At 71.8% G+C, this 24,550-nt stretch carries 19 protein-coding genes; 10 read left to right on the top strand and 9 right to left on the bottom strand.

Annotated elements, in window-relative coordinates; all coding sequences use genetic code 11:
- The first annotated feature begins 18 nt into the window (after positions 1-18).
- Together glnII and FDM97_RS08610 are read left to right on the top strand one after the other, a co-directional pair.
- Positions 19-1,050 carry a glutamine synthetase gene (glnII, locus tag FDM97_RS08615; RefSeq protein ID WP_137989707.1) on the top strand — a complete coding sequence of 344 codons (1,032 nt, stop codon included), beginning with the start codon at positions 19-21 and terminating at the stop codon, positions 1,048-1,050.
- A 362-nt stretch (positions 1,051-1,412) separates the two neighbouring features.
- Positions 1,413-1,955, top strand: a complete 543-nt coding sequence (locus FDM97_RS08610) for a winged helix-turn-helix domain-containing protein (protein WP_137989704.1) — start codon at positions 1,413-1,415, stop codon at positions 1,953-1,955.
- Here the strand turns inward: FDM97_RS08610 and FDM97_RS08605 are convergent, their stop codons facing one another.
- Together FDM97_RS08605 and FDM97_RS08600 are read right to left on the bottom strand one after the other, a co-directional pair.
- Entirely contained in the window at positions 1,956-3,413 is a 1,458-nt protein-coding gene (locus tag FDM97_RS08605; RefSeq protein WP_137989701.1) for a PepSY-associated TM helix domain-containing protein, read from the bottom strand. It abuts the gene before it with no gap.
- Between the two features lie 44 nt (positions 3,414-3,457).
- On the bottom strand, positions 3,458-3,967 hold the full coding sequence (locus FDM97_RS08600) for a hypothetical protein (protein ID WP_254705536.1): 510 nt from the start codon (positions 3,965-3,967) through the stop codon (positions 3,458-3,460).
- A gap of 199 nt (positions 3,968-4,166) precedes the next feature.
- On the opposite strand from FDM97_RS08600, the gene FDM97_RS08595 reads away from it, so the two are divergent.
- A complete protein-coding gene (locus FDM97_RS08595) occupies positions 4,167-5,159 on the top strand; it encodes an NAD-dependent epimerase/dehydratase family protein (RefSeq protein WP_175439067.1) in 993 nt (330 codons plus the stop codon).
- A 53-nt stretch (positions 5,160-5,212) separates the two neighbouring features.
- Entirely contained in the window at positions 5,213-6,649 is a 1,437-nt protein-coding gene (locus FDM97_RS08590) for a DUF1996 domain-containing protein (protein ID WP_137989696.1), read from the top strand.
- Here FDM97_RS08590 and FDM97_RS08585 read toward each other — a convergent pair.
- Positions 6,646-7,089, bottom strand: coding sequence for a hypothetical protein (locus FDM97_RS08585; RefSeq protein WP_175439066.1), 444 nt, complete (start codon positions 7,087-7,089; stop codon positions 6,646-6,648). The two genes, FDM97_RS08590 and FDM97_RS08585, sit on opposite strands and share 4 nt — an antisense overlap.
- Before the next feature lie 99 nt (positions 7,090-7,188).
- Between FDM97_RS08585 and FDM97_RS08580 the strand changes: the two genes are divergently transcribed.
- The 4 genes from FDM97_RS08580 (at position 7,189) to FDM97_RS08565 (ending at position 12,067) form a co-directional block, all read left to right on the top strand.
- Entirely contained in the window at positions 7,189-7,989 is an 801-nt protein-coding gene (locus tag FDM97_RS08580; RefSeq protein ID WP_137989693.1) for a tyrosine-protein phosphatase, read from the top strand.
- Positions 7,990-8,071: 82 nt separating this feature from the next.
- A complete protein-coding gene (locus FDM97_RS35715) occupies positions 8,072-10,009 on the top strand; it encodes a hypothetical protein (protein WP_432816202.1) in 1,938 nt (645 codons plus the stop codon).
- Positions 10,010-10,118: 109 nt separating this feature from the next.
- The gene (locus FDM97_RS08570; RefSeq protein WP_137989690.1) at positions 10,119-11,003 is read left to right on the top strand and encodes a metal-dependent hydrolase; all 885 of its coding nucleotides are present in this window, start codon (positions 10,119-10,121) and stop codon (positions 11,001-11,003) included.
- Positions 11,000-12,067: a PDR/VanB family oxidoreductase gene (locus tag FDM97_RS08565; RefSeq protein WP_137994729.1), complete on the top strand. Its 1,068-nt coding sequence runs from the start codon at positions 11,000-11,002 to the stop codon at positions 12,065-12,067. Before FDM97_RS08570 ends, FDM97_RS08565 begins: the two co-directional genes overlap by 4 nt.
- A gap of 88 nt (positions 12,068-12,155) precedes the next feature.
- Here the strand turns inward: FDM97_RS08565 and FDM97_RS08560 are convergent, their stop codons facing one another.
- Positions 12,156-12,422: a hypothetical protein gene (locus tag FDM97_RS08560; protein WP_137989687.1), complete on the bottom strand. Its 267-nt coding sequence runs from the start codon at positions 12,420-12,422 to the stop codon at positions 12,156-12,158.
- Between the two features lie 38 nt (positions 12,423-12,460).
- Between FDM97_RS08560 and FDM97_RS08555 the strand changes: the two genes are divergently transcribed.
- On the top strand, positions 12,461-13,174 hold the full coding sequence (locus FDM97_RS08555; protein ID WP_137989685.1) for a TetR/AcrR family transcriptional regulator: 714 nt from the start codon (positions 12,461-12,463) through the stop codon (positions 13,172-13,174).
- Positions 13,175-13,188: 14 nt separating this feature from the next.
- Here the strand turns inward: FDM97_RS08555 and FDM97_RS08550 are convergent, their stop codons facing one another.
- Complete coding sequence (locus FDM97_RS08550) at positions 13,189-13,521, bottom strand: 5-carboxymethyl-2-hydroxymuconate Delta-isomerase (protein ID WP_137989682.1); 333 nt, start codon at positions 13,519-13,521, stop codon at positions 13,189-13,191.
- Positions 13,522-13,574: 53 nt separating this feature from the next.
- Between FDM97_RS08550 and FDM97_RS08545 the strand changes: the two genes are divergently transcribed.
- A complete protein-coding gene (locus tag FDM97_RS08545; RefSeq protein ID WP_175439065.1) occupies positions 13,575-14,093 on the top strand; it encodes a GNAT family N-acetyltransferase in 519 nt (172 codons plus the stop codon).
- On the opposite strand, the gene pulA is transcribed toward FDM97_RS08545, so the two are convergent.
- The 4 genes from pulA to FDM97_RS08525 form a co-directional block, all read right to left on the bottom strand.
- The gene (gene pulA / locus FDM97_RS08540) at positions 14,080-19,440 is read right to left on the bottom strand and encodes a pullulanase-type alpha-1,6-glucosidase (protein ID WP_432816201.1); all 5,361 of its coding nucleotides are present in this window, start codon (positions 19,438-19,440) and stop codon (positions 14,080-14,082) included. The two genes, FDM97_RS08545 and pulA, sit on opposite strands and share 14 nt — an antisense overlap.
- A gap of 555 nt (positions 19,441-19,995) precedes the next feature.
- Positions 19,996-21,681: a carbohydrate-binding module family 20 domain-containing protein gene (locus FDM97_RS08535; protein WP_137989677.1), complete on the bottom strand. Its 1,686-nt coding sequence runs from the start codon at positions 21,679-21,681 to the stop codon at positions 19,996-19,998.
- A gap of 123 nt (positions 21,682-21,804) precedes the next feature.
- On the bottom strand, positions 21,805-22,878 hold the full coding sequence (locus tag FDM97_RS08530) for a LacI family DNA-binding transcriptional regulator (RefSeq protein ID WP_137989674.1): 1,074 nt from the start codon (positions 22,876-22,878) through the stop codon (positions 21,805-21,807).
- Complete coding sequence (locus tag FDM97_RS08525) at positions 22,866-24,533, bottom strand: glycoside hydrolase family 13 protein (RefSeq protein ID WP_137989670.1); 1,668 nt, start codon at positions 24,531-24,533, stop codon at positions 22,866-22,868. Before FDM97_RS08525 ends, FDM97_RS08530 begins: the two co-directional genes overlap by 13 nt.
- Between the last annotated feature and the right edge of the window lie 17 nt (positions 24,534-24,550).

The raw sequence follows: 24,550 nt of genomic DNA, 5'->3' as shown, positions 1-24,550 counted from the left end.
CGCCAAAGGATGAGGCCCGTGACCTTCAAGGCTGAGTACATCTGGATCGACGGCACCGAGCCGACCGCGAAGCTTCGTTCGAAGACGAAGATACTGCCGGGCACGGGCGCCACCCTGGAGGAGCTGCCGATCTGGGGCTTCGACGGATCCAGCACGAACCAGGCCAAGGGCCACGCCTCGGACCGTGTCCTCAAGCCCGTCTTCGTCTGCCCGGACCCGATCCGCGGCGGCGACGACCTGCTGGTGATGTGCGAGGTCCTCAACACGGACATGACGCCGCACGAGTCCAACACGCGTGCCGCGCTGGCCGAGGTCTACGCGAAGTACGCCGCGCAGGAGCCGATCTTCGGCATCGAGCAGGAGTACACCTTCTTCGACGGCGAGCGCCCGCTCGGCTTCCCGGTCGGCGGCTTCCCGGCCCCGCAGGGTGGCTACTACTGCGGTGTCGGCGCCGACGAGATCTTCGGCCGTGACGTCGTCGAGGCGCACCTGGAGAACTGCCTGAAGGCGGGTCTGGGCATCTCCGGCATCAACGCCGAGGTCATGCCGGGCCAGTGGGAGTTCCAGGTCGGCCCGCTGGCGCCGCTGGACGTCGCGGACCAGCTGTGGGTGGCCCGTTGGCTGCTCTACCGCACGGCCGAGGACTTCAAGGTCTCGGCGACGCTGGACCCGAAGCCGGTGAAGGGCGACTGGAACGGCGCGGGCGCGCACACCAACTTCTCCACGAAGGCGATGCGCGAGGGCTACGACGCGATCATCACCGCGTGCGAGTCCCTGGGCGAGGGTTCCAAGCCGCTCGACCACGTGAAGAACTACGGCGCGGGCATCGACGACCGTCTGACGGGTCTGCACGAGACCGCCCCGTGGGACAAGTACTCCTACGGTGTCTCCGACCGCGGCGCCTCGGTCCGTATCCCGTGGCAGGTCGAGCAGGACCAGAAGGGCTACATCGAGGACCGCCGCCCGAACGCGAACGTGGACCCGTACGTGGTGACGCGTCTGCTGGTCGACACCTGCTGCGAGGCGCTGGAGAAGGCCGGCCAGGTCTGATCCGCCCGCTCGTCACGCCGAAGGGGCGCCCGCCGGAACCGGTGGGCGCCCCTTCGGCGTTGGGTCGGGGAGGGCTGCTCCGCGGGCTTGTCTTCTGGTTCAATGGGGGGATGGCCGGGATGCAGAACGACAGTGCGAGGGGTCGCCTCGACCTCGAGCCGTTCTGGCCGTCCCGTCAGCACGACGACTTCGACCGGGTGTGTTGCCGCGCGAGGAACGCGTCGGCCCTCTAAAGCCCCGATCGGTACGGTCCCCAGGTCCCCGGGTCCTCCGGTCCCCCGGCCTTCGGCCGACGCGCAACGACGTACGTACGACGTTCTGTCCGTTCCGTCCGTTTCTTCGCGCGAGAGAGCTGACTTTCCATGGCCCACACCCCGAGCGCTTCCCTCACGGCCGTCCACCCCGGCCGTCACCGACTTCGTGCCGTCGACCCTCATGAGCTCGCCGACCTCTGCGAGGTCGTGGACTTCCTGCCGCCCGGCGCCACTCTGGTGCCCGCGCCCCCGCACGCACTGCCCACGCTGCCCGGGCGGCCGCCGATGGTCGGGTATCTGGTCCTGGTGCCGGCCGACCAGCAGTCGGCGGCGGCTGCTGCTGCTGGTGCTGCTGCTGCTGCGCAGGGTCCCGTGACGATCGACGGTGCGCGGCGGCTGGCCTTCGTGGACGGGGAGGCGCTGGACCTGACGTATCTGGAGTTCGAGCTTCTGGCCCATCTCGTCGCCCATCCCCACCGGGTGCACACCCGCGACCAGTTGGTCACGACGGTATGGGGGTACGGGTACGGGCATGTGGGCGACGGGCGGACCGTCGACGTCCATGTGGCGCGGCTGCGCCGCAAGCTGGGCGCCGAGCACCGCCGCACGATCGAGACCGTGCGGCGGGTCGGCTACAAGTACACGCCCTGATCAGGCCGCGTGCGACCTCGCCCGGACCCGGGCGACCAGGCCGAGGGCGAGGTCGACGACCAGGAACGCCAGCAGGCTGAGGCCCAGCAGCGGGACGAACCAGCCCACGAGGGCGGTTCCCGCGAGCAGCGGCAGCAGCATCGTCGGCGGGACCTTGCGCCAGACCCCGCGCGCGACCGGGCGGCCGGGGCGGCGCAGCCACCACATCCGGTAGCCCCAGACGATCAGCAGGATGAGGCAGAGGGCGAGCGCGGCGAGCGCCAGCTGGTTGAAGAGGCCCAGGAAGACACCCGTGTGGGCGTCGATGCCGAACCGGGTCAGCTGGGCGAGCACCGGGTAGTCGGCGAAGCGCAGTTCGTCCATGACCGTGCCGTCGGCCGGGTTCACCGCCACCGAGTCCAGGTGCACCGGGAACTGGGTGTCGGTCTCCTTGACGACGTAACCCTTGCCCTCGGAGGGCAGGACGACGGACGTCCTCCCCTCGATGCCCTTCGCGCGGGCCGCCTCGACCACCCGGTCGATGCCGACGTCCGGGCCGTTCGCGACGGGGGCCTGGGCCTGGTGGCCGCTGCCGTGGCCCTCGTGGCCCGAGGAGCCGCCGGCGGCCGCGCCTTCGAGCGTCGCGGAGACGGACGGGGTGGCGCCGCCGAGCTGTTCGCGGACCAGGTCGATGTTCTCGCCGGCGTACCGCGACCAGGTCAGGCCGGTCGCGGAGAGCAGGACGAGTCCGGTCACGGCCCACAGGCCGACCGAGCCGTGCCAGGAGAGCGTGCGGCGGCGGGACCGGGGGCCGCGCTCCGGTACGAACAGGGCGCGGCGGTTCTTCCTGCGGCGGCCGAGCCACAGCAGCAGGCCGCCGAGTGCGATCACCCACAGCCAGCTGGCGGCCAGCTCGCTGTAGTTGCGGCCGAGGTCGCCCAGGTGCAGGTCGCGGTGGAGCTCGTCGATCCAGGTGCGCAGCGGAAGCGCGCCGGAGCTGCCGTAGCTGGGCAGCTGTCCGCGTACCTCGGCGGTGTACGGGTCGACGAAGACGGCGAGGGACGTGCCCTCCTCGACGTCGGGGTCGGCCATGAGGACGCGGGTGGTGGCGCCGTCCTCTGCGGAGGGCCAGACGGCGGTGACGGTGCCGTCGGGGTTCACCTTCTTCGCGGCGTGGACCTGCTGCGAGAGCGGCAGGACCTTGTCACCGACCGGGACTTCGAGCTCGTGCGCGTACAGGACCTTCTCTGCCTGGAAGGAGAGCGCGTAGAGCAGTCCGCTGGTGGCGGCGATCAGCAGGAAGGGGGCGATGAGGATGCCGGCGTAGAAGTGCAGGCGCAGGACGAGGGGGCGCAGCGCGCTCCAGGTCCCGGTGCCGGTCCCGGCTGCGGTTGTGCTGTCGCTTTCGGTCTCGGTCGGGTTCTCGGGTGTGGTGGGCGCTGCCGCGGTGTCCGGGCGCGCGGGATCGTCAATGGTCATGGCTGTCCTGGGAGTCGGTGTCGACAGGGGAGGCGACCCCCGGGTCAGACGTGTGCTCCGAGGGCCGTGGCGCGGGGTACGGACAGCCGGGGCGGGCCGCGCCGGGAGAGGGTGTGCGCGAGGACGACGCCGTGCAGCCGGCGGATGTGCGGGCGGCGCGGGCGTGCGGGGTGCGGGAGTTCGGGGACGCGGACGACGGTGAGGAACAGCCGCAGCGGGGTGAAGGCGAGCGTCCCGACGGTCCGGGCGAGCGCGAAGAGGGCGGCCTCGCCACGGGCCAGCCAGAGGCCGCAGAGCAGGGCGGCGAGGAGGTGGGCGGCGAGCATGCCGGTGGAGGAGTGGGCCGCGGCCGTGTGGTCCATCGCGGCGTGGTCCATGGCCTCGTGTGACGACCCGCCCGCCGAGAAGATCAGGTGCAGGACCGTCTGGACGGCGGCCAGGCCTCCGGAGATCGCGTACGCGCCCCGCCGACGGCCACCGGCCAGCCACGCAAGGCCACCCGTGACGGCGAAGGCGAGGGCCAGAGAACCCGCGGGGAGGTCGTGCGCAGACATGAACGAATGCCCCACGGCTGCCAATGTCACGCACACCGCCGCGAAAAGGGCGGCTCGCAGGGCGCGTATCGGCGACCGGGAATCCGTCATGGTCCGGACATCGTGACATCCCGCCCGCCGGCGCGGGAGACCGCCTCCCGCGTTCATCCCTGAGCGGAAGCAGTGGGCGGTCGGCGGGTCCGCGGTGCAGAGTCGTGGCATGAGACTTCTGATCTTGGGCGGGACGGAGTTCGTGGGGCGCGCCGTGGCCGAGGCGGCGCTCGCCCGCGGGTGGGAGGTGACGGTCTTCCACCGCGGCCGTCACGAGCCTCCTGCCGGAACGTTTTCGCTTCTCGGCGACCGTACGGCCCCGGACGGACTCGCCGCCCTCGCCTCCGCCGGATCGACCTGGGACCTGGTCCTCGACACCTGGTCGGGCGCGCCCTCGGCCGTGCGGGACGCGGCCCGGCTCCTCGCGGACCGGGTGGAACGCTTCGTCTATGTGTCGAGCCGGTCCGTGTACGCCTGGCCGCCCGCCGCCGGTCTTGGCGAGGACGGGCCGCTGGTCGAGGGTTCGCAGGACGCCGGCGAGGTGCCGTACGCGCCGGCCAAGCGGGGCGGGGAGCTCGCGGCCGTCGAGGCGTTCGGCTCCGGGCGGACCCTGCTGGCCCGCGCGGGGCTGATCATCGGGCCGTACGAGAACGTGGGCCGCCTCCCCTGGTGGCTGGGGCGCATCGCCCGCGGCGGCCCGGTCCTCGCGCCCGGCCCGCGCGCGCTGCCGCTGCAGTACATCGACGTCCGCGATCTGGCCGAGTGGACGCTCGACGCGGCCGAGGCCGGGCTCTCGGGGCCGTACAACCTGGTCTCGCCGCCCGGGCACACCACCATGGGCGAGCTGCTCGACGCCTGCGTGCGGGCGACCGGTTCGGACGCCGAGCTGCGCTGGACCGACCCGGAGAGGCTCCTCGCGGCCGGGGTCGAGCCGTGGTCCGATCTGCCGGTCTGGATTCCGCCGGGCGAGCTGTACGACGCGATGCACACCGCCGATGTCTCCAAGGCGCTCGCGGCGGGGCTCCGCTGCCGCCCGGCGGCGGAGACGGTCGCGGACACCTGGGCCTGGCTGCGGTCGATCGGCGGGGTGGCGCCGCAGCGCCCGGACCGGCCGTCACTGGGTCTCGCCCCGGAACGGGAGGCGGCCCTTCTGTCGGACTGACGTACGCATCGGTTCGGTTGAACGCGTGGGGCCTTTCTTCCGTATGAAGGCCCATGCGACGCACACGAAAACGTTCGACACGCGCGAAACGAGCGGTGGCCGCCTCCGTCGCCCTGATTCTGGGCGGGGGCGGCCTGATCGCCGCCAATGTCTACGCCTCGGCCGGTGAGGGCTGGGGCGATCCGCCCCCCGGCCGGCAGAACGCGGTCTCGACGATCGACTGTCCCGAGGTCATCGACGAGCTGCCCGAGATTCCGGAGTCCGTACGGGGTGCGGTGGACCGGGAACTGGCCACGCTGGACAGCCAGATCACCGTCGCGTACCAGCGCTTCGCCGACAACAAGGAGCGGGTGGAGAGCGATCCGGCCTTCGCCGAGCAGCAGATCCTCGCTCCGTTGGAGAACGAGCGGCTGGTCATCCTGCAGCGGATCGTGGCCCTCATCGACCGGGAGGGAGAGGCCCCCAAGGACCTGGAGAAACTCGCACCCTGCACGCTGCGCGCCGACGACGACGGAGATCCGCAGGGCGGGAACGGGGACGGAGACGGAGACGGCGGAGACGAGCAGGGCGAGGGCCAAGGCCAGGGGCAGGGGCAGGCCGGCAACGGGCCCGAGGCCTCCGACTTCGTCGACATCCGCTCCGTGGAGCCGAACGTGAAGAAGCCCCGGCAGCGCTCCGGCGCCTCGCGCGGCACCTTCACCACCGACTGCGGACGCAACCGGAACGGCAAGTTCAATCCGGACAACGTCATCGTCGCCCCGGGCGTGAGCAACGGCGCCCACCATATGCACGACTACGTCGGGAACCAGGCCAACGACGCCTTCGCCGGGGACGACGACCTGGCCAGGGGCCGGACCAGCTGCCGTAACCAGGGCGACCGGTCGACCTACTACTGGCCCGTGCTGCGGCTCCAGAACGGGCAGGCGGAGGAGGACGCCCGGGCCGACGGCGGCGGGAAGGACAAGAACGTCGGCGAGATCCAGACACCCGCGCAGGTCACGCTGAACTTCGTCGGCAATCCCGTCTCCAAGGTCACCGCGATGCCGCGCTTCCTGCGGATCATCACCGGTGACGCCAAGGCGTTCACCAACGGCGACGCCAACGCCAACGCCTCGTGGTCCTGCACCGGCTTCGAGGACCGTCAGCTGAAGGACAAGTACCCGATCTGTCCCGAGGGCAGCAAGGTGGTGCGGACGTTCCGGTTCCAGAGCTGCTGGGACGGCCAGAACACCGACAGTGCCAACCATCGCACCCATGTGGCCTTCGCCGACCCGGTCAACGGGCGGTGCGGAAACGGCTTCCGTGCCATTCCGCAGCTCGTGCAGCGGATCGTCTACGACATGCCTCCGGGCCCCGGTTTCGCCGTGGACTCGTTCCCGGAGCAGCTGCACAAGCCGATCACCGACCACGGCGATTTCATCAACGTCTTCGACGAGCGGCTGATGCGCCGGATGGTGAGCTGCATCAACGAGGGGCGCCGCTGCACCTAGTGCTGTCCCGCGGTGTGTCCCGCGGTGTGTCCCGCGGTGTGCCCCTCACCATGTCCCTCGTCGGTCTGTCCCGAGGGATGCGACCCGTGCGGCTCGGTGGTCTCTATCTGACCGCCGAGCCGTTCGCGTACCTGCTTCACCGTCCCCGCGTCGGCGGACACGGTCCACTTGCGGCCGACGAGATACGAACCGCCGTAGTCCTTGGCCTGGTTGAGCCATTCACGCTGCCCGCGGTCGGTCGCGAAAGTGGTCAGGACGTACGTCCCGTCGCCCGTCGCGCACTTCGCCTGGCGCAGCTCGGCCGCGTCCGTCTGGAGGTCGGGGGCGCAGCCTGCGCGCTCCGCGATCTGCTCCAGCGTGCCGGTCGCCTCCTCGGGCGCCGACGCGCACCCCGTCAGCACCAGGAGAACCGCCACCGCCGCCGTTCGTCGCGTACGCATCAGCATCCGCCCATCCTGCCCGCCCGGTCGCGCCGGTGGTACCGGAATCCGATCGGTTACGGTTTGGGCGATACGTATCGATATGGAGGAGTCGACGCCATGCCCGCCATCCCCGCCGCCACCGTCGCCAACCTCCGTGATCTCGGCACCCTGCCCCTCGGCGAGGGGCGCAGTGTCCGTTCGGGCCGGCTCTTCCGCTCGGCCCAGCTCGACCGCCTCGATCCCGCCGACCCCGTGGTGTCCGCGCTCGGCATCCGTACCGTCGTCGACTTCCGCACCGAGAGCGAGCGCGCAGAGCGGCCCGACCACCTCCCGCCCGGCGGGCGGCTGCTCGTCGCGGACGTGCTCGCCGACTATCTGGCCAACAGCGGCCTGCCGCCGGCCGCCCGGCTGAAGGCCCTGCTCGCCAACCCGGTGCTGGCCGAGCAGGTGCTCGGCGGGGGCCGGGCGCACGAGGTCTTCGCCCGGACCTACCGGGCCTTCGTGTCGACCGATTCCGCCCGCCTCGCCTACCGGGCCTTCCTCACCGAGCTGGGCGATCCGCGCACGGGCCCGCTGCTCTTCCACTGCACGGCGGGGAAGGACCGCACGGGCTGGGCGGCGACGATCGTGCTGTCGCTGCTGGGCGCGGACGACGAGACGATCATGACGGAGTTCCTGTCGGTCAACGGGGCGGTGCGGCAGGCCTTCGCGCCGATGATCGAGGGGTTCACGGCGCAGGGCGGCGATCCGGAGCTGGCGCTCGCGCTGATCGGGGTCGTACCGGAGTATCTGACCGCGGCGCTCGACGAGGTGACGGTGCGGCACGGTTCGATGGAGAAGTACGTACGGGAGGGGCTGGGGGTCCCCGACGAGGTGACGGACGTGATCCGGGAGCGGCTCACGGTGTACGAGGCCTGACGCGCGAGGCCTGACGCGCGAGGGCCGCCGGAGCGGGCCGCGCCCGGGGTGACCATCGGATGATTCGCTCGTTCTGCTGAATGTGAGCACCCAGGATCTCGCCCCCTCCCCCCTCGGCCCCGTCGATGTCGAGCAGGCCGAGGCCGCGCTCGTCGAGCACTATCCGCGGCTGGTCCGGATCGCGTATCTCGTCCTGCCGCCCTCGCTGGGGCGCAACCGGCGGGTGCTGACGGCGCACGCGCTGGTCCAGCGCTCGCTGCCGCGGCGCCGGACGTCCGCCGCGGGCCTCCCGGGCTCGCGCCGCTCCGAGGACGCCGTCGACCCGGGCTATGCGTACGTACGAGGCGTGGTCCTGCGGCAGGCGCTGATCGCGGGTCTGCCGCTGAGGCGCCGGGCGCTGCCGCGGCGGGCGCAGTTCCCGCCGCTGCTGCCGCAGGTGTGGGGGCTGCGGGTCTTCCCGCGCGCGGGCGGCGCCGACGAACTGGCCCTGGACCAGCGGCTCTCCGCCCTGTCCGGGCCGGCGCGCGCGGCGTACGTGCTGCGGGGCCTGGAGCGGCAGGGGGACCCGGAGGTGCTGCGGGTGCTCGTGGCGGCGGGGGTGCCGGAGGCGGAGGCGGAGGGGGCCCTCGCGGAGGCGGACGGGGTGGAGGCGCTCTACGCCCTGCTCGACTCGCCCGAGTTCGACCCGTGCTCGCTCCAGGCCCGGCCGACGGATCTGATGCGCCGCCGTCAGCACGGCAAGGCCGCGCTCGCGGCGGCGGCGGCCGTGGTGGTGTGCGGGACGCTGCTCGGGCTGCCCGGGGACGGCTGGGGGCGAAACGGTGCTGCGGCGCCCTCGTACGCGCGCAATCCGGCGGCCGAGGCGGCGCTCGATCCGGGGAAGCTGCGGCGGGTCCCGGCGGGCCTCTGGCAGCGCTCGGCGCGTACGGACTTCTCGGTGTGGCCGACGCGGGGCGGTCTGGCGCAGGACCGGGAGCTGCTGCGGCGGGCGCTCGCGGTGTGGGCGCGGCCCGGCGGTTCGGTGCAGGCCTCGGCGACGCCCGGGACGCCGGTCGGGCCGCCGATGGGATCGCCGCAGCTGCTGTACGCGGGGGAGATCGACGGCTGGCGGGTGGTGCTGTTCCACGACGGGCTGCGGGCGGTGCGGTACGCGGAGCCGGCGGGGGCGGCGAGCGGGGCGGCCCTGGACTTCGCCCGGACGGACGGGGCGGACGCGGTCGGCTCGGCGGCGCTGGTCCTCTCGCGCACCACGGCCAACGTCCGCTATCTGACGGCCCCTTGGGTACGGGAGACGGCGGTACGGGACCTGTTGGCGCCGGCCAAGGAGCCCTGGGTGCTGGCGCGGGACGCGGACGGGGTGACGAGTGCGATGCTCAGCCCGGCGCAGGCGCGGGGCTGCACGGTGTGGAACACGCTCCAGGTGCGGGACGAGACGGGGGTCCGGCTGCTGACCGATCTGGGCGAGCTGACGCCGGCCCGGCTGACCTCGGGGCCTCCGACGCCGACCGCGGCCGCGGTGGACGCGACGGGGGCGGCGGCGCGGGCGGTGTGGGCGCGGACGGCCTGCCAGTTGGCGACGGTCCGCTCGCACGGGGTGCGGTCGGTGAACGCCTGGGCGTTCGCCGAGCAGCGGCTGCCTGAGGGCGGGGGCCGGGCGGCCTGGCTGTGCACGCGGGCGGAGACCTGGCGGGGCACGGGCAGCCGGGTGCTCGCCCAGTTCCAGGTCCCGGCGCCGGGGGCTGGGGCGGGGGCGGCCGCGGCCGTCGTGGCGAAGGCCGAGGAGTCCCCGGCGTGCGGGGTGCGCGAGCCGCGGGTCCTCGCCGGGGTGCTCTGGCAGGCGAAGGGCGGCCAGTGGTACGTCCTGGCCGCCGGCAGCGAGGAGTTCGCGTCCCTGCGCACCACGGGCGGGGTGGAGGGCGAGGCGGAGGGACGTCTGCTCGCGGTGAAGGCGAAGGCGGGTGCCCGGGCGGACCTCCACGGCACGCTGGAGAACGGGACGAGGGTGGGCGCGCTGCGCTAGCCGCCGCAGGTGCCGTGGACGCCGTGGACGGCGTGGACGGCGTGGACGCCGTGAGAAACCGTGTGCACGAGTCTGTTGCCAACTGCTTACTCCTCAGTACATTGACGCCATGTCTAATACGCAGCCTGCACCGGTGGCGTCGGAGCACATCGAACTCAAGGCCCGCAAGGTCTCCTTCGACTGGGAGAAGACCCCGCTCCACTGGGTTCCCGGCGACCCGTTCACCACTCACACCATCAATGTGCTGCACCTGCTGCTCCCGGCAGGCGAACGCTGGTTCGTCCACGTCTACAAGCAGGTGCTCCCGTTCATCACCGACGACCGGCTGCGTGCGGACGTCATCGGCTTCATCGGCCAGGAGGCCGTCCACTCCCAGGCGCACGACGACGTGCTCCCGCACCTCAAGAAGCTCGGCCTCGATCCCACTCCGTACACCGCGCAGGTCGACTGGTTCTTCGAGAAGCTGCTCGGCGACCGGACCCTGCCGCCCGGCAGGCCGCGCCGCTGGTGGCTGATGGAGCGGGTCGCGCTCATCGCCGCCATCGAGCACTACACCGCCTTCCTCGGCAACTGGGTCCTCAACGCCGAGGAGCTCGACCGCAGGGGCGCCGACCCGACGATGCTGGACCTGCTGCGCTGGCACGGCGCGGAGGAGGTGGAGCACCGCTCCGTCGCCTTCGAGCTGTTCATGCACCTCGACGGCGGTTACCGGCGGCGCGCCCGCACCTGGGCCACCGCCTTCACCGCGCTGGTCTTCCTCTGGCAGCGCGGCACCCGCTTCTTCATGGAGAACGACCCCACCCTCATCGACGGCAAGGCCTCGGTCGGGCAGCTCGTCCGCAAGGGCCGCGAGGGCGTCCTGCCGTCCACGCCCGACCTGCTGCGCGCCATCCCCCGCTACCTCAGCCGCGCCTACCACCCCTCCCAGGAGGGGAACACCGCCCAGGCTGTCGCGTATCTGGCCGACTCCCCCGGCGCCAACGGAGGTCGCTGACCATGCCCCGTCTGCGTACCGTCGTCCTGGTCGCCGGGGCCGCGGTCCTCGCCAAGCGCGCCATGCGCCGCCGGATCACCGCCGCCCCGCTGTGGCCCATGCCCGCCCTCGACGAGCCGGTATCGGGCCGCGGCCGGCTCGCCACCGTGACCCGGAGGGTCCTCGTCACCGGGCGCACCGAGCCCGCCGAGGGCGTGATCCAGCTACGGCTCGAAGGGACGGGCCTGCCCGCCTGGCAGCCCGGCGCCCATGTCGACCTGGTGCTGCCGTCCGGTCTGGTGCGCCAGTACTCCCTGTGCGGGGATCCGGCCGACACCGACACGTACACGGTGGCGACCCGGCTGATCGAGCGGGAGCAGGGCGGCCGGGGCGGCTCGCGCGAGGTGCACGAACAGCTCCACGAGGGCACGGAGATCGAGATCCGCGGGCCGCGCAACCGCTTCCCCCTCGTCGACGCCCCCGCCTACGTCTTCGTCGCCGGCGGCATCGGCATCACCCCCGTGCTGCCGATGCTGCGCGCGGCGGAGGCGGCCGGCGCCGACTGGCGGCTGCTGTACTGCGGGCGCAGCCGCGCGACCATGCCGTACCTCGACGGGATCGGGAAGCTCGCGGGCGACCGCGCGAGCGTCGTCACCGAGGACGAGTCCGGGCTTCCGGAGCTCGGCTTCCTCGCGGAGCTGCCGGCCGACACCGCCGTCTACTGCTGCGGGCCCGACGGGCTGATGGACGCCGTGACCGCCGCGATGCCCGAGGGCCGCACTCCGCATCTGGAGCGCTTCTCCCCCGCCGCCCCGGCCGGTGGCGGCGCCTTCGAGGTCGAACTGCGCCGCTCCGGCCGTACGGTGACGGTGGCGGCGGACGAATCGGTGCTCGCCGCGGTCCGTGCCGAGGTGCCCGGTGTCTCGTACTCCTGCGAGCAAGGCTTCTGCGGGACCTGCCAACAGCGGGTCCTGGAGGGCGAGATCGACCACCGGGACGAGCTGCTCACGGACGCGGAACGCGGCGACTCGATGCTGATCTGCGTCTCGCGATGCGCGGGAGAGCGGCTGGTCCTGGACCTCTAGGACCGAGCGGCGAAGGGCATGTCGAGGACCCCCATTCCACGGCTGCTCGCCCCTGGGGCACTCGCTCCGCACGGCGACCTGGAAGCCCTTACGGAAGGATCAGCCAGTCGAAGGCGAGGGCGGCGGCGAGACCGCCCACCAGGAGCCAGGTGCCCAGGCGGGTACGGCCGTTGCGGGAGAGCTCGATCACGACGCCGCAGAGGATCATGGCCAGCCCGTACACGCCGACGACCAGCACGGACGTACGGCTCGCGAGCCGGATCACCAGGACCGCCGCCATGGCGACCAGCAGGACGGACGCTGCCGCGATCCGCAGTTGGCGGGCCTGCTTCGGGCTCAAACCGGAGGTGCTCATGTCGTGGGAGCGTAACGGACGGCGGTTAGGCTGTTCGCATGACGACCGGGGTGCGCCGCAGGATGGGCGTCGAGGAGCGCAAGCAGCAGCTGATCGGAGTGGCTCTCGAGCTGTTCAGCCACCGCTCTCCCGACGAGGTCTCCATCGACGAGATCGCCGCGGCCGCGGGGATCTCGCGGCCGCTGGTCTACCACTACTTCCCCGGCAAGCAGAGCCTGTACGAGGCGGCGCTGCGCCGGGCGGCCGACGAGCTGGCCGCCCGCTTCCTGGAGCCGCCGCAGGGCCCGCTGGGCGCGCGGCTGCTTCGGGTGATGGGCCGGTTCTTCGACTTCGTGGACGATCACGGGCCGGGTTTCGCGGCGCTGATGCGCGGCGGGCCGGCGGTGGGTTCGTCCACCACCAACGCGATGATCGACGAGGTGCGGCAGGCCGCGTACGAGCAGATCCTGGCCCACCTGGAGGTGGAGACCCCCTCCGCCCGGCTCGAACTGGTCGTCCGTTCCTGGGTGTCGCTCGCCGAGTCGACGGCGCTGATCTGGCTGGACGGGCGCCGCGTGCCGCGCGCGGAGCTGGAGTTGCAGCTCGTGCACGACTTCGCGGCCCTGTCAGCGGTGAGCGCGGCGTACGACGAGGAGATGGCGGACATCCTGGTCCGGATCCTGGCCGACGAGCCGGCCGACGGGCCGTTCGGCGACCTGGTGGGCCGGCTCATGGCCCTCACGCCGCGCGTGCCCGCCCAGCGACCGTCCTGATCAGACCTTCGTGATCAGACCTTGCGGTAGGACGGCTCCAGGTCGCGCACCTCGGCGGAGAGCCGTACGCCCTCCTTCTCCTTGAGGTGGTGCGGAAGCAGGTCGAGCACGGCCTCGGAGAGCCGCGCCTTGACCTCGTCCGTACGGCCGGGCAGCAGGGCGATCTCGACGTGGACGACGGCGTCGTGCGTGGAACCGTCCGCGACGACCAGCTCCTCGACCTCGCGGAAGCGGGTCTTGCAGGCGTCAAGCCGCGTGTCGACCGTCTCCACGACGATCGGGTGCAGCGCGAGCGCGAAGCCGCGCCGGTCGAGGGGCGCGGAGTAGTCCACGGTGATCTGCGGCATGGGGGGCACTCCTGGTTGTACGGATGTCTGGCCACACCTTTACGGTGATCGTCATGAGCGCACAAGTGACCTTCCGGCAGGCGGACGACCACGACCTCGACCTTCTGGTGAGGTTGTTCGACGGGGCGGCGCACTGGATGGTGCGTAACGGGATCGACCAGTGGAAGCCGGGCGACAAGACCGCGGAGCACTTCCGGGCGCGGATCTCGACGGGCGAGGTGTGGCTGGCGTCCCACGGGGGCCGGGCCGTCGGGGCGTACGAGCTGTGGTGGGAGGACGAACAGGCGTGGGGGCCGCAGCCCCCGGTCGCCGGCTATGTCCACCGGCTGATGACCGACCGGGAGGCCGCCCCCGCCGGGTCCGGCCGCACGGTCCTCGCGCACGCGGAGGGCCGGATAGCGGCCGGGGGCCGGGCGGTGGCGCGGCTGGACTGCGTGTCGAGCAATCCGCGGCTGCGGACGTACTACGAGGCCGCGGGCTATACGGCAGTCGGCGACGAGCCGGGAAAGCTCGCCGCCGACGGCACGCGTTACGGGGTGATCCTGCTGGAGAAGATCCTCACCCGGCCTTGAACACGGCCACCGTGCGGGCCGGGACCGTGAAGGTGCCCGAACCGGCCTCGTAGGAGGCGGACTTGACGGTGGTGTCCGAGCCCGACGCCTGGACCGGGTGCAGGGCGTAGCCCTTGCCGGACAGGGCGGTGACCCGCTGGTCCTGGCGCTCCGGGGTGGCGTTGAAGACCACGACCAGGTCCCCGAGGCGCATGGTGATCACGCCGGGGGTCTCCTCCGTGCCGGAGAGCGGGAAGGACAGGGCGTCCTGGACCTGCCCGGCGGTGGCGAGGGAGAAGACGGACTCGGTCGTACGGATCTTCTGCAGGTCCCGGTAGGCGGCCGAGGTGCCGTCGATCTGCTCGCAGCCGACCGTCAGGGACGGGCCGGTGAGCAGCGGCTTTCCGTAGCCCCACTTGGCCTTGTTGTCGGCCGCCGGCGGCAGGCCGCGGCCGAAGCCGTTGCCGTCCCGGCAGTCCCAGTGGATCGCGTTGAACCAGTCGCCGCTGTCGTACGAGTTGCGGTCCAGGGACTTGGAACGCAGCAGGTCCGAGCCCGCCTGGGAGAGCGCGGGGCCCTGGGAGAGCGTGGCCGTCGCCATGGCGAGGACCTGCATGCGCGCCCGGTCGGCGGCCGAGGTGCCCGCCGGGAGCTTGAAGGCGAGCGCGTCGTACAGGGTCTCGTTGTCGTGGGCGTCGGCGTAGGCGAGGGCGTCGCCGGGGGCGGCGGCGTAGCCGGCCGGGGCGCCGTTGTAGTCGACCTGGGAGCCCTTGACCGTACGGCCGGAGGTGTCGGTGAAGGAGTAGGACGCCAGGTTGCCGGAGAGGCCGACCTTGATCAGGTCCTGGTAGTGCAGGAGGCGGGCTTTCTGCTGCTCCGGGGTGCCGTTGGCCGTCGAGGAGTTGGGGTCGGTGAACAGGCCGGAGGCGAAGCCCTGGATGCCCGGGTCCTCGTCGAAGGGGCCGCCGCCGCGGACGGCGTCACGGGCCCGGTCGGAGAAGGTCGCGATGCCGGTACCGGCCATGTTCTTCTGGGTGGCCTGGACGAAGCGGGAGTCGTCGGCGATCTCGCCGAAGTTCCAGCCCTCGCCGTAGAGGACGATCGCCTTTCCGTCGACGCCGTCCTTGGCGACGGTCAGGGCGTCGAGCGCCTTGCGGACGGCGAGGATGTTCTCCTTCGGGTGGTGGCCCATGAGGTCGAAGCGGAAGCCGTCGACCTTGTACTGCTTGGCCCAGGTGACGACCGAGTCCACGACGAGCTTGCCCATCATGGCGTTCTCGGGCGCGGTGTTGGCGCAGCAGGTGGAGGTGGCGACGGAGCCGTCGGCCTGGAGCCGCTGGTAGTAGCCGGGCACGATCTTGTCGAGGACGGACTTGTCGGACTGGCCGGAGGCCACGGTGTGGTTGTAGACCACGTCCATGACCGTGCGCAGTCCGGCGCCGTTGAGCGACTGGACCATCTGCCGGAACTCGACCGTGCGGCGGGTGCCCTCGGGGTCGGTGGCGTAGGAGCCCTCGGGGACCGTGTAGTGCAGCGGGTCGTAGCCCCAGTTGTAGGCGTCCTTGGCCGCGGCGGCGGCCACGCAGGCCTGCTGCTCCTCGGAGTCGGGGGCGAAGACCTTCAGGTCACAGGCGGGGGTGGTCTGCTCGGACTTCTTCTCCGGGATGGTGCCGATGTCGAAGGCGGGCAGGAGGTGGACGTAGGAGGTGCCGGTGGCGGCCAGTGCACGCAGGTGCTTCGAGCCCTTGCTGCCGGCGTCGGTGAAGGCGAGGTAGGTGCCCTTGTGCTCCGGGGCGGCCGTGGCGTCCGCGATCGAGAAGTCGCGGATGTGCAGCTCCTGGATCTGGGCGTCCCGCAGCGGTACGGCGGCGGGCTTCGTCAGGCTCTTCCACCCCTTGGGGGCGAGCTTCGGGTCCGCGAGGTCGACGATCAGGCTGCGGGCAGAGTCGGTGGTCAGGGCGGTGGAGTAGGGGTCGGTGACCTTGTTGGTGACGATCTCCCGGGCGGCGGGCGCCCAGACCTTCACCACGTACCGGTACGGCTTTCCGGTCCACGCGCGCGTGCCGGTGACGGACCAGACGCCGGAGGCGGCGTCGCGGCGCATGGGCACGGTCTTGCCGCCGAGTTCGAGGGCGACGGACTGGGCGGTGGGCGCCCAGAGGGACAGCGTGGGCCGGCCGTCACGGAAGACCGGGCCGAGGGACGCCCCGGTCGCCTTCGTGGCGTAGAGGTCGTCGAGCACTCCGGCGAGCTGGACGCCGGTGGCGGTCAGGACGGCGCCGTTCGCCGCGTACTGGGCGGCGACGAGCTGGCCCTTGAGCGCCTCGCGGACGCGGTCGCGGTCGCGCGGGTCGACCGTGAAGGCTCCGTAGGACTTCAGGTGCGGGAAGGCCGCCTTCTGCGCGTCGGTGAGCTGCGTCCTGCTCAGGCGCAGCACCTGGCGGTCGCCGGTGAGCGCCCCGTCCTTGACCGCGATCGAGCCGTTGCGGGAGGACAGGAGGACGCTGGAGGCGGCGGCGTCGCTGCCGTTCCAGGCGAGGGTGGTCTCGTCGATCCAGACGGCCTGTGCCTTGGTGAGGTCGAGCGCCGCGCCGCTGCCCTTGGGCTGCGGGAGCAGGTACTTCTCCTGGCCGGCGAGCAGCCAGACCTCGTGGCCGTTGGCCTTGAGGTCGAGGGACTGGTCGGAGGGCAGGTCCTTCTCGTCGCCCTTGTGCAGGATGTAGCTGAGCGAGGTCGCGCCGGCCGCGAGCGGTACTTCGTAGACCGCTCCGTAGGCGTCGGTGCGCACCGGCTCCAGCGGCTTGCTCCAGTCGGTCGGGTTCGCGGCGCCGGTCCAGGTGTGCAGGCCCCAGCCCGCGTAGTTCCCGTCGGCCCGCTTGTAGTGCAGCACCGCCTTTGTCGTGTCCTGCGGCGGGTACGCGCCCTCGGGCGCGGCGTTCAGGACCTCGGACCTGCCCTGCTCGATCCAGACCTCGCCGGTACGGGAGAGGTCGATGGCGCGGTCGGCGTCGGTGTCCTTGACGCCGTCCTTGTTCACGGCGATGAAGCCGACCGAGGAGGCGCCGGGCTTGAGCTTGACGTAGGCGAAGGCGCCGTACGCGTCACGGCCGGTGAAGGGCTTTCCGGCGGGCCAGGTGGTGCCTTCGCCGTCGGCGATGTCGCCCCAGGTGTAGAGGCCCCAGTCGGCGTAGTCGCCGTCGGTGCGCTTGTAGTGGACGATCGCGTAGTCGCGCTGGGTGGCGGTCGGCGGTTGTTCGACGGCCGGGGCGCCGCTGGTGCTCGCGGCGGTCGCGCTCGCGGTGCGGCCGGCGCTGTCGACGACGACGGCCTTGTAGCGCAGGGCGGTGCCGGCGGGCGCGGTGATCTTCTGGGTGACCTTGTACGGGGCGTGGTCGGCGGAGCCGAGGACCTGCCACGGTCCGCTGCCGGTCTGGGCGGCGAAGACGACGCGGTTGAGCTGTCCGCCGTCGACGTCGGCGGAGATCTCGACGGTGCCGGTGGCCCCGGCCTCGGGGGCCTTGAGGGTGATCGTCGGCGTGGCGGCGGGTGCCGGAAGGGCCTTGTCGGCCTTCAGAACCAGGGAGGAGAGGGCCGGGACGGTGACGGTGACGTTGCCGTTCTCCGCGTGGACGGCGCCCTGACCCCCGTACAGGACACGGAAGTCGGCGGAGTCGACCGGCACGGTGACCGTCTTCGGGGTGGTGGCGCTGTTGGTGGCGACGAGGTAGTCGGCCTTCGTCTTCGCGTCCGTACGGGAGAAGGCGTAGACGGAGCCCTCGGCGTACCGCTGCTGCTGGACGCCGTCGCGGAGCGCCGGGTGCTCGCGGGTGAGCTTCGCGAGGGCGGCGATCTGCCGGTAGAGCGGGTGCGAGGTGTCGTACGCGTCGGCCGCGTGGGTGCGGTCGGTGCCGAGCTGGTCGTCGTCCAGGTAGTCGGCGGTCTTCGACGCGAACAGGGTCTGGCGGGCGTCCTTGTCGCCACCGGCGCCGGTGTAGCCCTGCTCGTCGCCGTAGTAGACGACGGGGTTGCCGCGGGTGAGGAACATCAGCTCGTTGGCGAGCCGGTAGCGCTGGAGGAGTTCGGCGTCGGTTGCGTTCGGGTTGTCCTGCTTGAGGAACGTGCCGAAGCGGCCCATGTCGTGGTTGCCGAGGAAGGGCACCGACTCGTAGGCGTTGGCCTTGTCCGTGGTGTAGCGGTAGTCCTGCGCGAAGAGGTTCGCCAGCTTGTCGGCGGAGCCGCTCTGCGAGGCGAAGGTGCGGGCCGCGTCCTGGAAGGGGAAGTCGAGGGTGGCGTCGAGGCGGCCCTCGGTGACGTACGGGGCGGTGATCGCCGGGTCGGCGGAGTACACCTCGCCGAACATGAAGAAGTCGTCGCGTCCGCGGCGGGCGGCGTACTCGTCGAGGGCGGTGGCCCACTGGGTCCAGAACTCGGTGTTGACGTGCTTGACCGTGTCGATGCGGAAGCCGTCGATGTCGAAGTCGCGCACCCAGCGCTGGTAGATCTTCTCCATGCCCTCGACGACCTCGGGACGCTCGGTCCACAGGTCGTCCAGGCCGACGAAGTCGCCGTACTGGGAGGACTCGCCGGCGAAGGTCGAGTCGCCCCGGTTGTGGTACATCGTGGGGTCGTTGAGCCAGGAGGGGACCTTGAGGTTCTTCTTGTCCGCGGCGACGACGGGGGTGCGGGGGAAGGAGTCCTTGTCGACGGCCGGGAAGGGGTCGGCGGTGCGGTCGTCGAAGGGGACGCCGTCCTTGGTGAGGTAGGGGAAGGCGCCCTTGGAGAGGTAGTTGTAGGACTGTTCCTTGTAGTCGACGACGTCGGCGGTGTGGTTGGTGATGACGTCGAAGAAGACCTTCATGCCCTTGGCGTGGGCCTGGTCGATCAGCTTCTCCAGGTCGGCGTTGGTGCCGAAGTGCGGGTCGACCTGGGTGAAGTCGGTGATCCAGTACCCGTGGTAGCCGGCGGAGGCGTCCTTGCCGGTGCCCTGGACGGGCTGGTTCTTGAAGATCGGCGCGAGCCAGATGGCGGTGGTGCCGAGGCCCTTGATGTAGTCGAGCTTCTTGGTGAGCCCCTTGAGGTCGCCGCCCTGGTAGAAGCCCTTGTCGGCGGGGTCGAACCCGGTCTCGAGCCGGCTGCCGGTGAGTCCGCCGCGGTCGTTGGCGGTGTCGCCGTTGGCGAAGCGGTCGGGCAGCACGAAGTAGAACTGCTCGCGGGTGAGGTCGTGGCGGGCGGGCTGCGCGGCGAGCGCCTTGTCGGAGGGCGGGGGTGGGGGCGGGGCGGCGGCGGAGGCCGGCAGGGCGGGTATGAGCCCGGCTGCCAGGGCCGCGACGACGGCGGTGGCGGCGGTGTGCCGCCTGATGCTGGACAAGGGGTTCTCCTTCAAGAGTTCGGACACCCCACCCCACCCCTTCCCGAGACCCTGCCGGGGGCTGGTGGGGGCGAGGGGGCTATGCGGGGGCTGCGCCCCCATCACCCCCGGGAGCGGCAGCTTCGCGCCGCGGGGTGGTCGGCGGGGCGCCACTGGCTCGCGCCCCCCGTTGTGGGCATACGTTCCGCCCGGGGCGGAACCGGTGGGCACAACCCACGAGGGCCGTGCCCGGAACAGGGCCCTTCGGCCCAAGCCCCGTCACAGGAGCGACAGCTCCGCGAGCCGCAACCGTTGGGGGCATACGTTCCGCTTGGGTCGGAACCGGTGGGCACAACCCACGAGGGCCGTGCCCGGAACAGGGCCCTTCGGCCCAAGCCCCGTCACGGGAGCGACAGCTTCGCGAGCCGCAACCGTTGGGGGCATACGTTCCGCTTGGGTCGGAACCGGTGGGCACAACCCACGGGGGCCGTGCCCGGAACAGGGCCCTTCGGCCCAAGCCCCGTCACAGGAGCGGCAGCTTCGCGCCGCCGGCCCCGCGCGGGGCGGACGGCCCCGTCAGGGGCGGAACGTGTCCGTCAGGACGACCTGGCCCGACGGCGGGACCGTCGCGACGCGGTTGGCGCCCGATTCCCACGTCACGTTGCCCGCCGCGTCCTTGCGGATGTACTTGTACTCGAAGGACGTGCCCGCGGGCAGGGAGACCGTCAGCTTCCAGACCGGGTACGCGGCCGGGTCGAGCTTCAGGGCCGCCGACGGGGACCAGTTGCCCAGTTCGGCGCGGTTGCCCGTGACGTAGATGTTCTGGCCCACGGACGTCGTCGCGGTGACGTTGAAGGAGGCACCAGCCACCGCCGGCGCCGTCCCGCAGTCCTTCGCGCCGACGTGCAGCGCGACCGCCGTGTGCGCGCCGAGCGTGGCCGTGACCTGGCCGGACGCGTTCACCGTCACCGCCGTGTTGCTCTGCACGTCGCAGTACGTGCCGGCCGGCAGCCCGGTCTGGAAGGTGCGGGTGAGCGACGAGCCCTCGTGGTTGATCGCCACGTACGCCTTGTCGCCCCGGCCGAACGCGATCGCGTTGTTGCCGTTGTCCCACCAGTTGCCGACCGCCGTGCCACGCGCCGCGTTGCGGAAGCCGACCATCGAGGCGATCTCGCGCCAGGCGTGCTGGCACTTCCAGCCGTCGCTGTAGCAGGCGTTCACCTGGCCGCCGTTCGGCGCGCCCGCGTCCTTGTCGGACCACTCGTAGCCGGAGTGGACGTCCGGGGAGCCGTAGGGCCAGGCGAGCATGAAGACCGAGGCGAGCGTGTAGGCGGACCCGTACGTGTAGTTGAGGGTGTCGCCGCCGCGCTCGGTGTCGTGGTTGTCGACGAAGACACCGGACTTGCCGCTCGCCATGTAACCCCAGCTCTCGCCGAAGTTGCTCAGGTAGGCGAGCTTCTCCGAGCCGAAGATCCGCTTGAGGTCCCGCGCGTAGCGGAACTCCTGCACGTCTCCGTTGCCGAGGTATTCGCTGGGCGAGACCGCCTCGCCCGCGCCGTATATCGCCTCCTGCTTCCAGTACACGCCGGGGTTGCTGAGCCGCGACTTGATGTTCGCGAGGTCCGCGGCCGGCATGTGCTTGGCGGCGTCGACGCGGAAGCCGTCCACGCCGAGCGAGAGCAGGTCGTTCATGTACGCGGCGATCCGGCCGCGTACCCAGTCCTCGCCGGTGTCGAGGTCCGGCAGCTGGACGAGCTCGCAGTTCTGGACGTCAGCCCGGTCCTGGTAGTTCGAGATGGTGGCCCGGCAGTCGTCCATGTCGGCGCCCGAGTAGAGGCCCGGGTAGTCGTACTTGGAGAACGAGGTCCCGCCCGTTCCCGTACCCGACGCGTTCGCCATGTGGTTGATGACCGTGTCCGCGACGACCTTCACGCCCGCCGCGTGACAGGTGTCGATCATGTTCTTGAAGGCCGTGCGGTCGCCGAGGGGCCCGGCGATCTTGTAGCTGACCGGCTGGTACGCGGTCCACCATGTGGAGCCCTGGATGCGTTCCTGGGGCGGTGAGACCTGGACGTAGCCGTAGCCGGCCGGACCGAGCTGGTCCGTGCAGGCCTTGGCGACAGAGGCGAACTTCCACTCGAACATCACCGCGGTGACGTCCTTCTCGCCGGGTGGGGCGGCCTGCGCGGGGGCAGGTGCCGTGACGGCCACAGCGGCTCCCGCCACGAAGGCGAGTGCAGCGGCCACGGTCTTTCTGGCCATGGGTTCCTCCTGCTGACTTCACTGTCGCAAGATGTTGCCGAAATTAACAGCAACTGTTTTCAGCCGTGACCGTACGAGTGCCCCGGGGTGCGGTCAACCCTTTGGACCCCTCAACGCAAGCGATTACGCAATGAGTTGCGAGGGCGGCGGTTGCGCCGTCGAGCCCCGTACCACCAGCTCCGGCTGGAAGACGAACTCCGTGCGCTGCACGGGGTTGCCCTCGACCTCCTCCAGGAGCGCCCCCACCGCCGCCGTCGCCATCGCCTGCACCGGCTGGCGCACGGTGGTGAGCGGCGGGTCCGTGAAGGCGATGAGCGGCGAGTCGTCGAAGCCGACCACCGACACGTCGCGGGGCACGTCGAGGCCCCGGGCGCGGACGGCGCGGATCGCGCCGAGCGCCATCAGGTCGGAGCCGCAGACGATCCCGGTGCAGCCCTGGTCGAGCAGGATGTCGGCGGCCGCGTGCCCGCCCTCGACACCGAACAGCGTGGGGCGGACGTACCGTTCGGCCTCGGCCCGCTCGATCCCGAGCTGGTGGTGCAGCTCGGCGGCGAAGCCCTCCGCCTTGCGGCGCGAGGGTACGTAACGGGTCGGGCCGGTCGCGAGGCCGATGCGCTCGTGGCCCAGCTCGACCAGGTGCCGTACGGCCATCCGCGCCGCCGCCCGGTCGTCGGGCGAGACGAAGTTGGCGTCGACCCGTTCGTTGAAGCCGTTGATGAGGACGAACGGGACGCCCCGCGCGGCCAGCCGGACGTACCGCTCGGGGTCGGCGGTGGCGTCCGCGTGCAGCCCGGAGAGGAAGATGATGCCGGTGACGCCGCGCTCCTCCAGCTGCTCGACCAGCTCGTCCTCGGTGGCACCGCCGGGCATCTGGGTGCAGAGCACCGGGGTGTAGCCGTGCCCGGCCAGGACCTGTTCGATGACCTGGGCGAAGGCCGGGAAGATCGGGTTGGTCAGCTCGGGCACGAGCAGGCCGACCAGGCCCGCGCTGCGGCGTTTGAGCCGTACGGGACGCTCGTAGCCGAGCACGTCGAGCGCGGCCAGGACGCGGTGCCGGGTCGCGCCGGCCACGCCCGCCTTGCCGTTGAGGACGCGGCTGACGGTGGCCTCGCTGACGCCCGACTGGGCCGCGATGTCCGCGAGCCGCGGGGCGCCGTTCCCGGCGCCCCGCGGCAGGGGGATCGTCACACCGCCCACCAGACCGTGGTGTCGGCGGGCAGCTCCACGATGCCTTCCCCGTGGGAGATCGGCTCGTTGGAGAGGAGGAACCGGCCGGGCAGCGGGACGGAGATGGCCCGGCCGGTGGTGTTGGCGGTGCAGACGAAGCCGTCGCGGCGGAAGGAGAGCACACCCTCAGGTGCCTCCAGCCACTCGACGCCCTCGCCCGCACCGAGCTCTGGCCGCTCGCGCCGCACGGCGAGCGCGCTGCGGTACAGCTCCAGGGTGGAGCCGGGGTCCCCGGCCTGCGCCTCGACGCTGAGCCCGCCCCAGGTGGTGGGCTGCGGCAGCCAGCTGCCGCCGCTGCCGAAGCCGTACGAGGAGCCCTCGACGGTCCACGGGATGGGTACCCGGCAGCCGTCGCGGAAGCCGTCCTGGCCGGTGGCCCGGAAGAACGACGGGTCCTGGCGGACCTCGTCCGGCAGGTCGGTGACGTCCGGCAGGCCGAGCTCCTCGCCCTGGTAGACGTACGCCGATCCGGGCAGCGCCAGCATCAGCAGCGTCGCGGCCCGGGCCCGGCGCAGGCCCAGCTCACGGTCGCCCGGGGTGCGCAGCTGGGTGCCGAGGCCCGCCGGGTTGGCGAAGCGGGTGGCGTGCCGGGTGACGTCGTGGTTGGAGAGCACCCAGGTCGTCGGGGCGCCGACCGGGCGCATCGCGGCGAGCGAGGCGTCGATGACGCGGCGCAGCTCGGCGGCGTCCCAGTGGGTGCCCAAGTACTGGAAGTTGAAGGCCTGGTGCATCTCGTCGGGGCGCACGTAGTTCGCGGTGCGCTCGACGGTCGGGGTCCACGCCTCGGCGACGAGGACGCGCTCCCCGTCGTACTCGCTCAGGACCTGCCGCCAGGAGCGGTAGATCTCGTGGACACCGTCCTGGTCGAAGAACGGCATGACGTCGTTGCCGAGCAGCTTGAGCTGGTCGTGGGCGCCGATGTCGGGCAGGCCGGCGGCCTTGACCAGACCGTGGGCGACGTCGACGCGGAAGCCGTCGACGCCCATGTCGAGCCAGAAGCGCAGGATGGAGCGGAACTCGTCGCGTACGGCCGGGTGCTCCCAGTTGAAGTCCGGCTGCTCGGGCGCGAAGAGGTGCAGGTACCACTCACCGGGGGTGCCGTCGGGCTCCTCCACGCGCGTCCACGCCGGGCCGCCGAAGATGGACTCCCAGTCGTTGGGCGGCAGTTCGCCGTTCTCCCCCTTGCCCGGGCGGAAGTGGTAGCGCTCGCGCAGCGGGGAGCCGGGGCCCTCGCGCAGCGCGCGCTGGAACCACTCGTGCTGGTCGGAGGAGTGGTTGGGCACCAGGTCGACGATGATCCGCAGGCCCAGCTCGTGCGCCTCGCGGATGAGCGCGTCGGCGTCGAGGAGGCTGCCGAACATCGGGTCGATGGCCCGGTAGTCGGCGACGTCGTAACCGGCGTCGGCCTGCGGGGAAGCGTAGAACGGGCTGAGCCAGACGGCGTCGACGCCGAGCTCCTTCAGGTACGGCAGCCGGCCGCGGATGCCCTCCAGGTCTCCCATGCCGTCGCCGTTTCCGTCGGCGAAGCTGCGCGGATAGACCTGGTAGATCACCGCGTCTCTCCACCAGCCCGTGTGCGTGCCGGTGGTCGGGGCGGCGGCGGGGGCAGCGAGGTGCTGGGTCATGTCTTCCTTGGGAGGTA

The organism is Streptomyces vilmorinianum, assembly GCF_005517195.1.
Classification (GTDB): Bacteria; Actinomycetota; Actinomycetes; order Streptomycetales; family Streptomycetaceae; genus Streptomyces; species Streptomyces vilmorinianum.
This window is presented reverse-complemented; position numbering and strand designations above follow the sequence as displayed.

What these genes read in the sequence shown, in the direction of transcription:
- FDM97_RS08590 (WP_137989696.1), top strand. Translation starts at nt 5,213, where the DNA reads ATGCGACGCACACGAAAACGTTCGACACGCGCGAAACGAGCGGTGGCC.
- FDM97_RS08550 (WP_137989682.1), bottom strand. Translation starts at nt 13,521, where the DNA reads ATGCCGCAGATCACCGTGGACTACTCCGCGCCCCTCGACCGGCGCGGC.
- FDM97_RS08525 (WP_137989670.1), bottom strand. Translation starts at nt 24,533, where the DNA reads ATGACCCAGCACCTCGCTGCCCCCGCCGCCGCCCCGACCACCGGCACG.
- FDM97_RS08600 (WP_254705536.1), bottom strand. Translation starts at nt 3,967, where the DNA reads ATGTCTGCGCACGACCTCCCCGCGGGTTCTCTGGCCCTCGCCTTCGCC.
- FDM97_RS08535 (WP_137989677.1), bottom strand. Translation starts at nt 21,681, where the DNA reads ATGGCCAGAAAGACCGTGGCCGCTGCACTCGCCTTCGTGGCGGGAGCC.
- FDM97_RS08605 (WP_137989701.1), bottom strand. Translation starts at nt 3,413, where the DNA reads ATGACCATTGACGATCCCGCGCGCCCGGACACCGCGGCAGCGCCCACC.
- FDM97_RS08585 (WP_175439066.1), bottom strand. Translation starts at nt 7,089, where the DNA reads ATGCGTACGCGACGAACGGCGGCGGTGGCGGTTCTCCTGGTGCTGACG.
- FDM97_RS08595 (WP_175439067.1), top strand. Translation starts at nt 4,167, where the DNA reads ATGAGACTTCTGATCTTGGGCGGGACGGAGTTCGTGGGGCGCGCCGTG.
- FDM97_RS08545 (WP_175439065.1), top strand. Translation starts at nt 13,575, where the DNA reads ATGAGCGCACAAGTGACCTTCCGGCAGGCGGACGACCACGACCTCGAC.
- FDM97_RS08570 (WP_137989690.1), top strand. Translation starts at nt 10,119, where the DNA reads ATGTCTAATACGCAGCCTGCACCGGTGGCGTCGGAGCACATCGAACTC.
- FDM97_RS08555 (WP_137989685.1), top strand. Translation starts at nt 12,461, where the DNA reads ATGACGACCGGGGTGCGCCGCAGGATGGGCGTCGAGGAGCGCAAGCAG.
- FDM97_RS08560 (WP_137989687.1), bottom strand. Translation starts at nt 12,422, where the DNA reads ATGAGCACCTCCGGTTTGAGCCCGAAGCAGGCCCGCCAACTGCGGATC.
- FDM97_RS08610 (WP_137989704.1), top strand. Translation starts at nt 1,413, where the DNA reads ATGGCCCACACCCCGAGCGCTTCCCTCACGGCCGTCCACCCCGGCCGT.
- FDM97_RS08580 (WP_137989693.1), top strand. Translation starts at nt 7,189, where the DNA reads ATGCCCGCCATCCCCGCCGCCACCGTCGCCAACCTCCGTGATCTCGGC.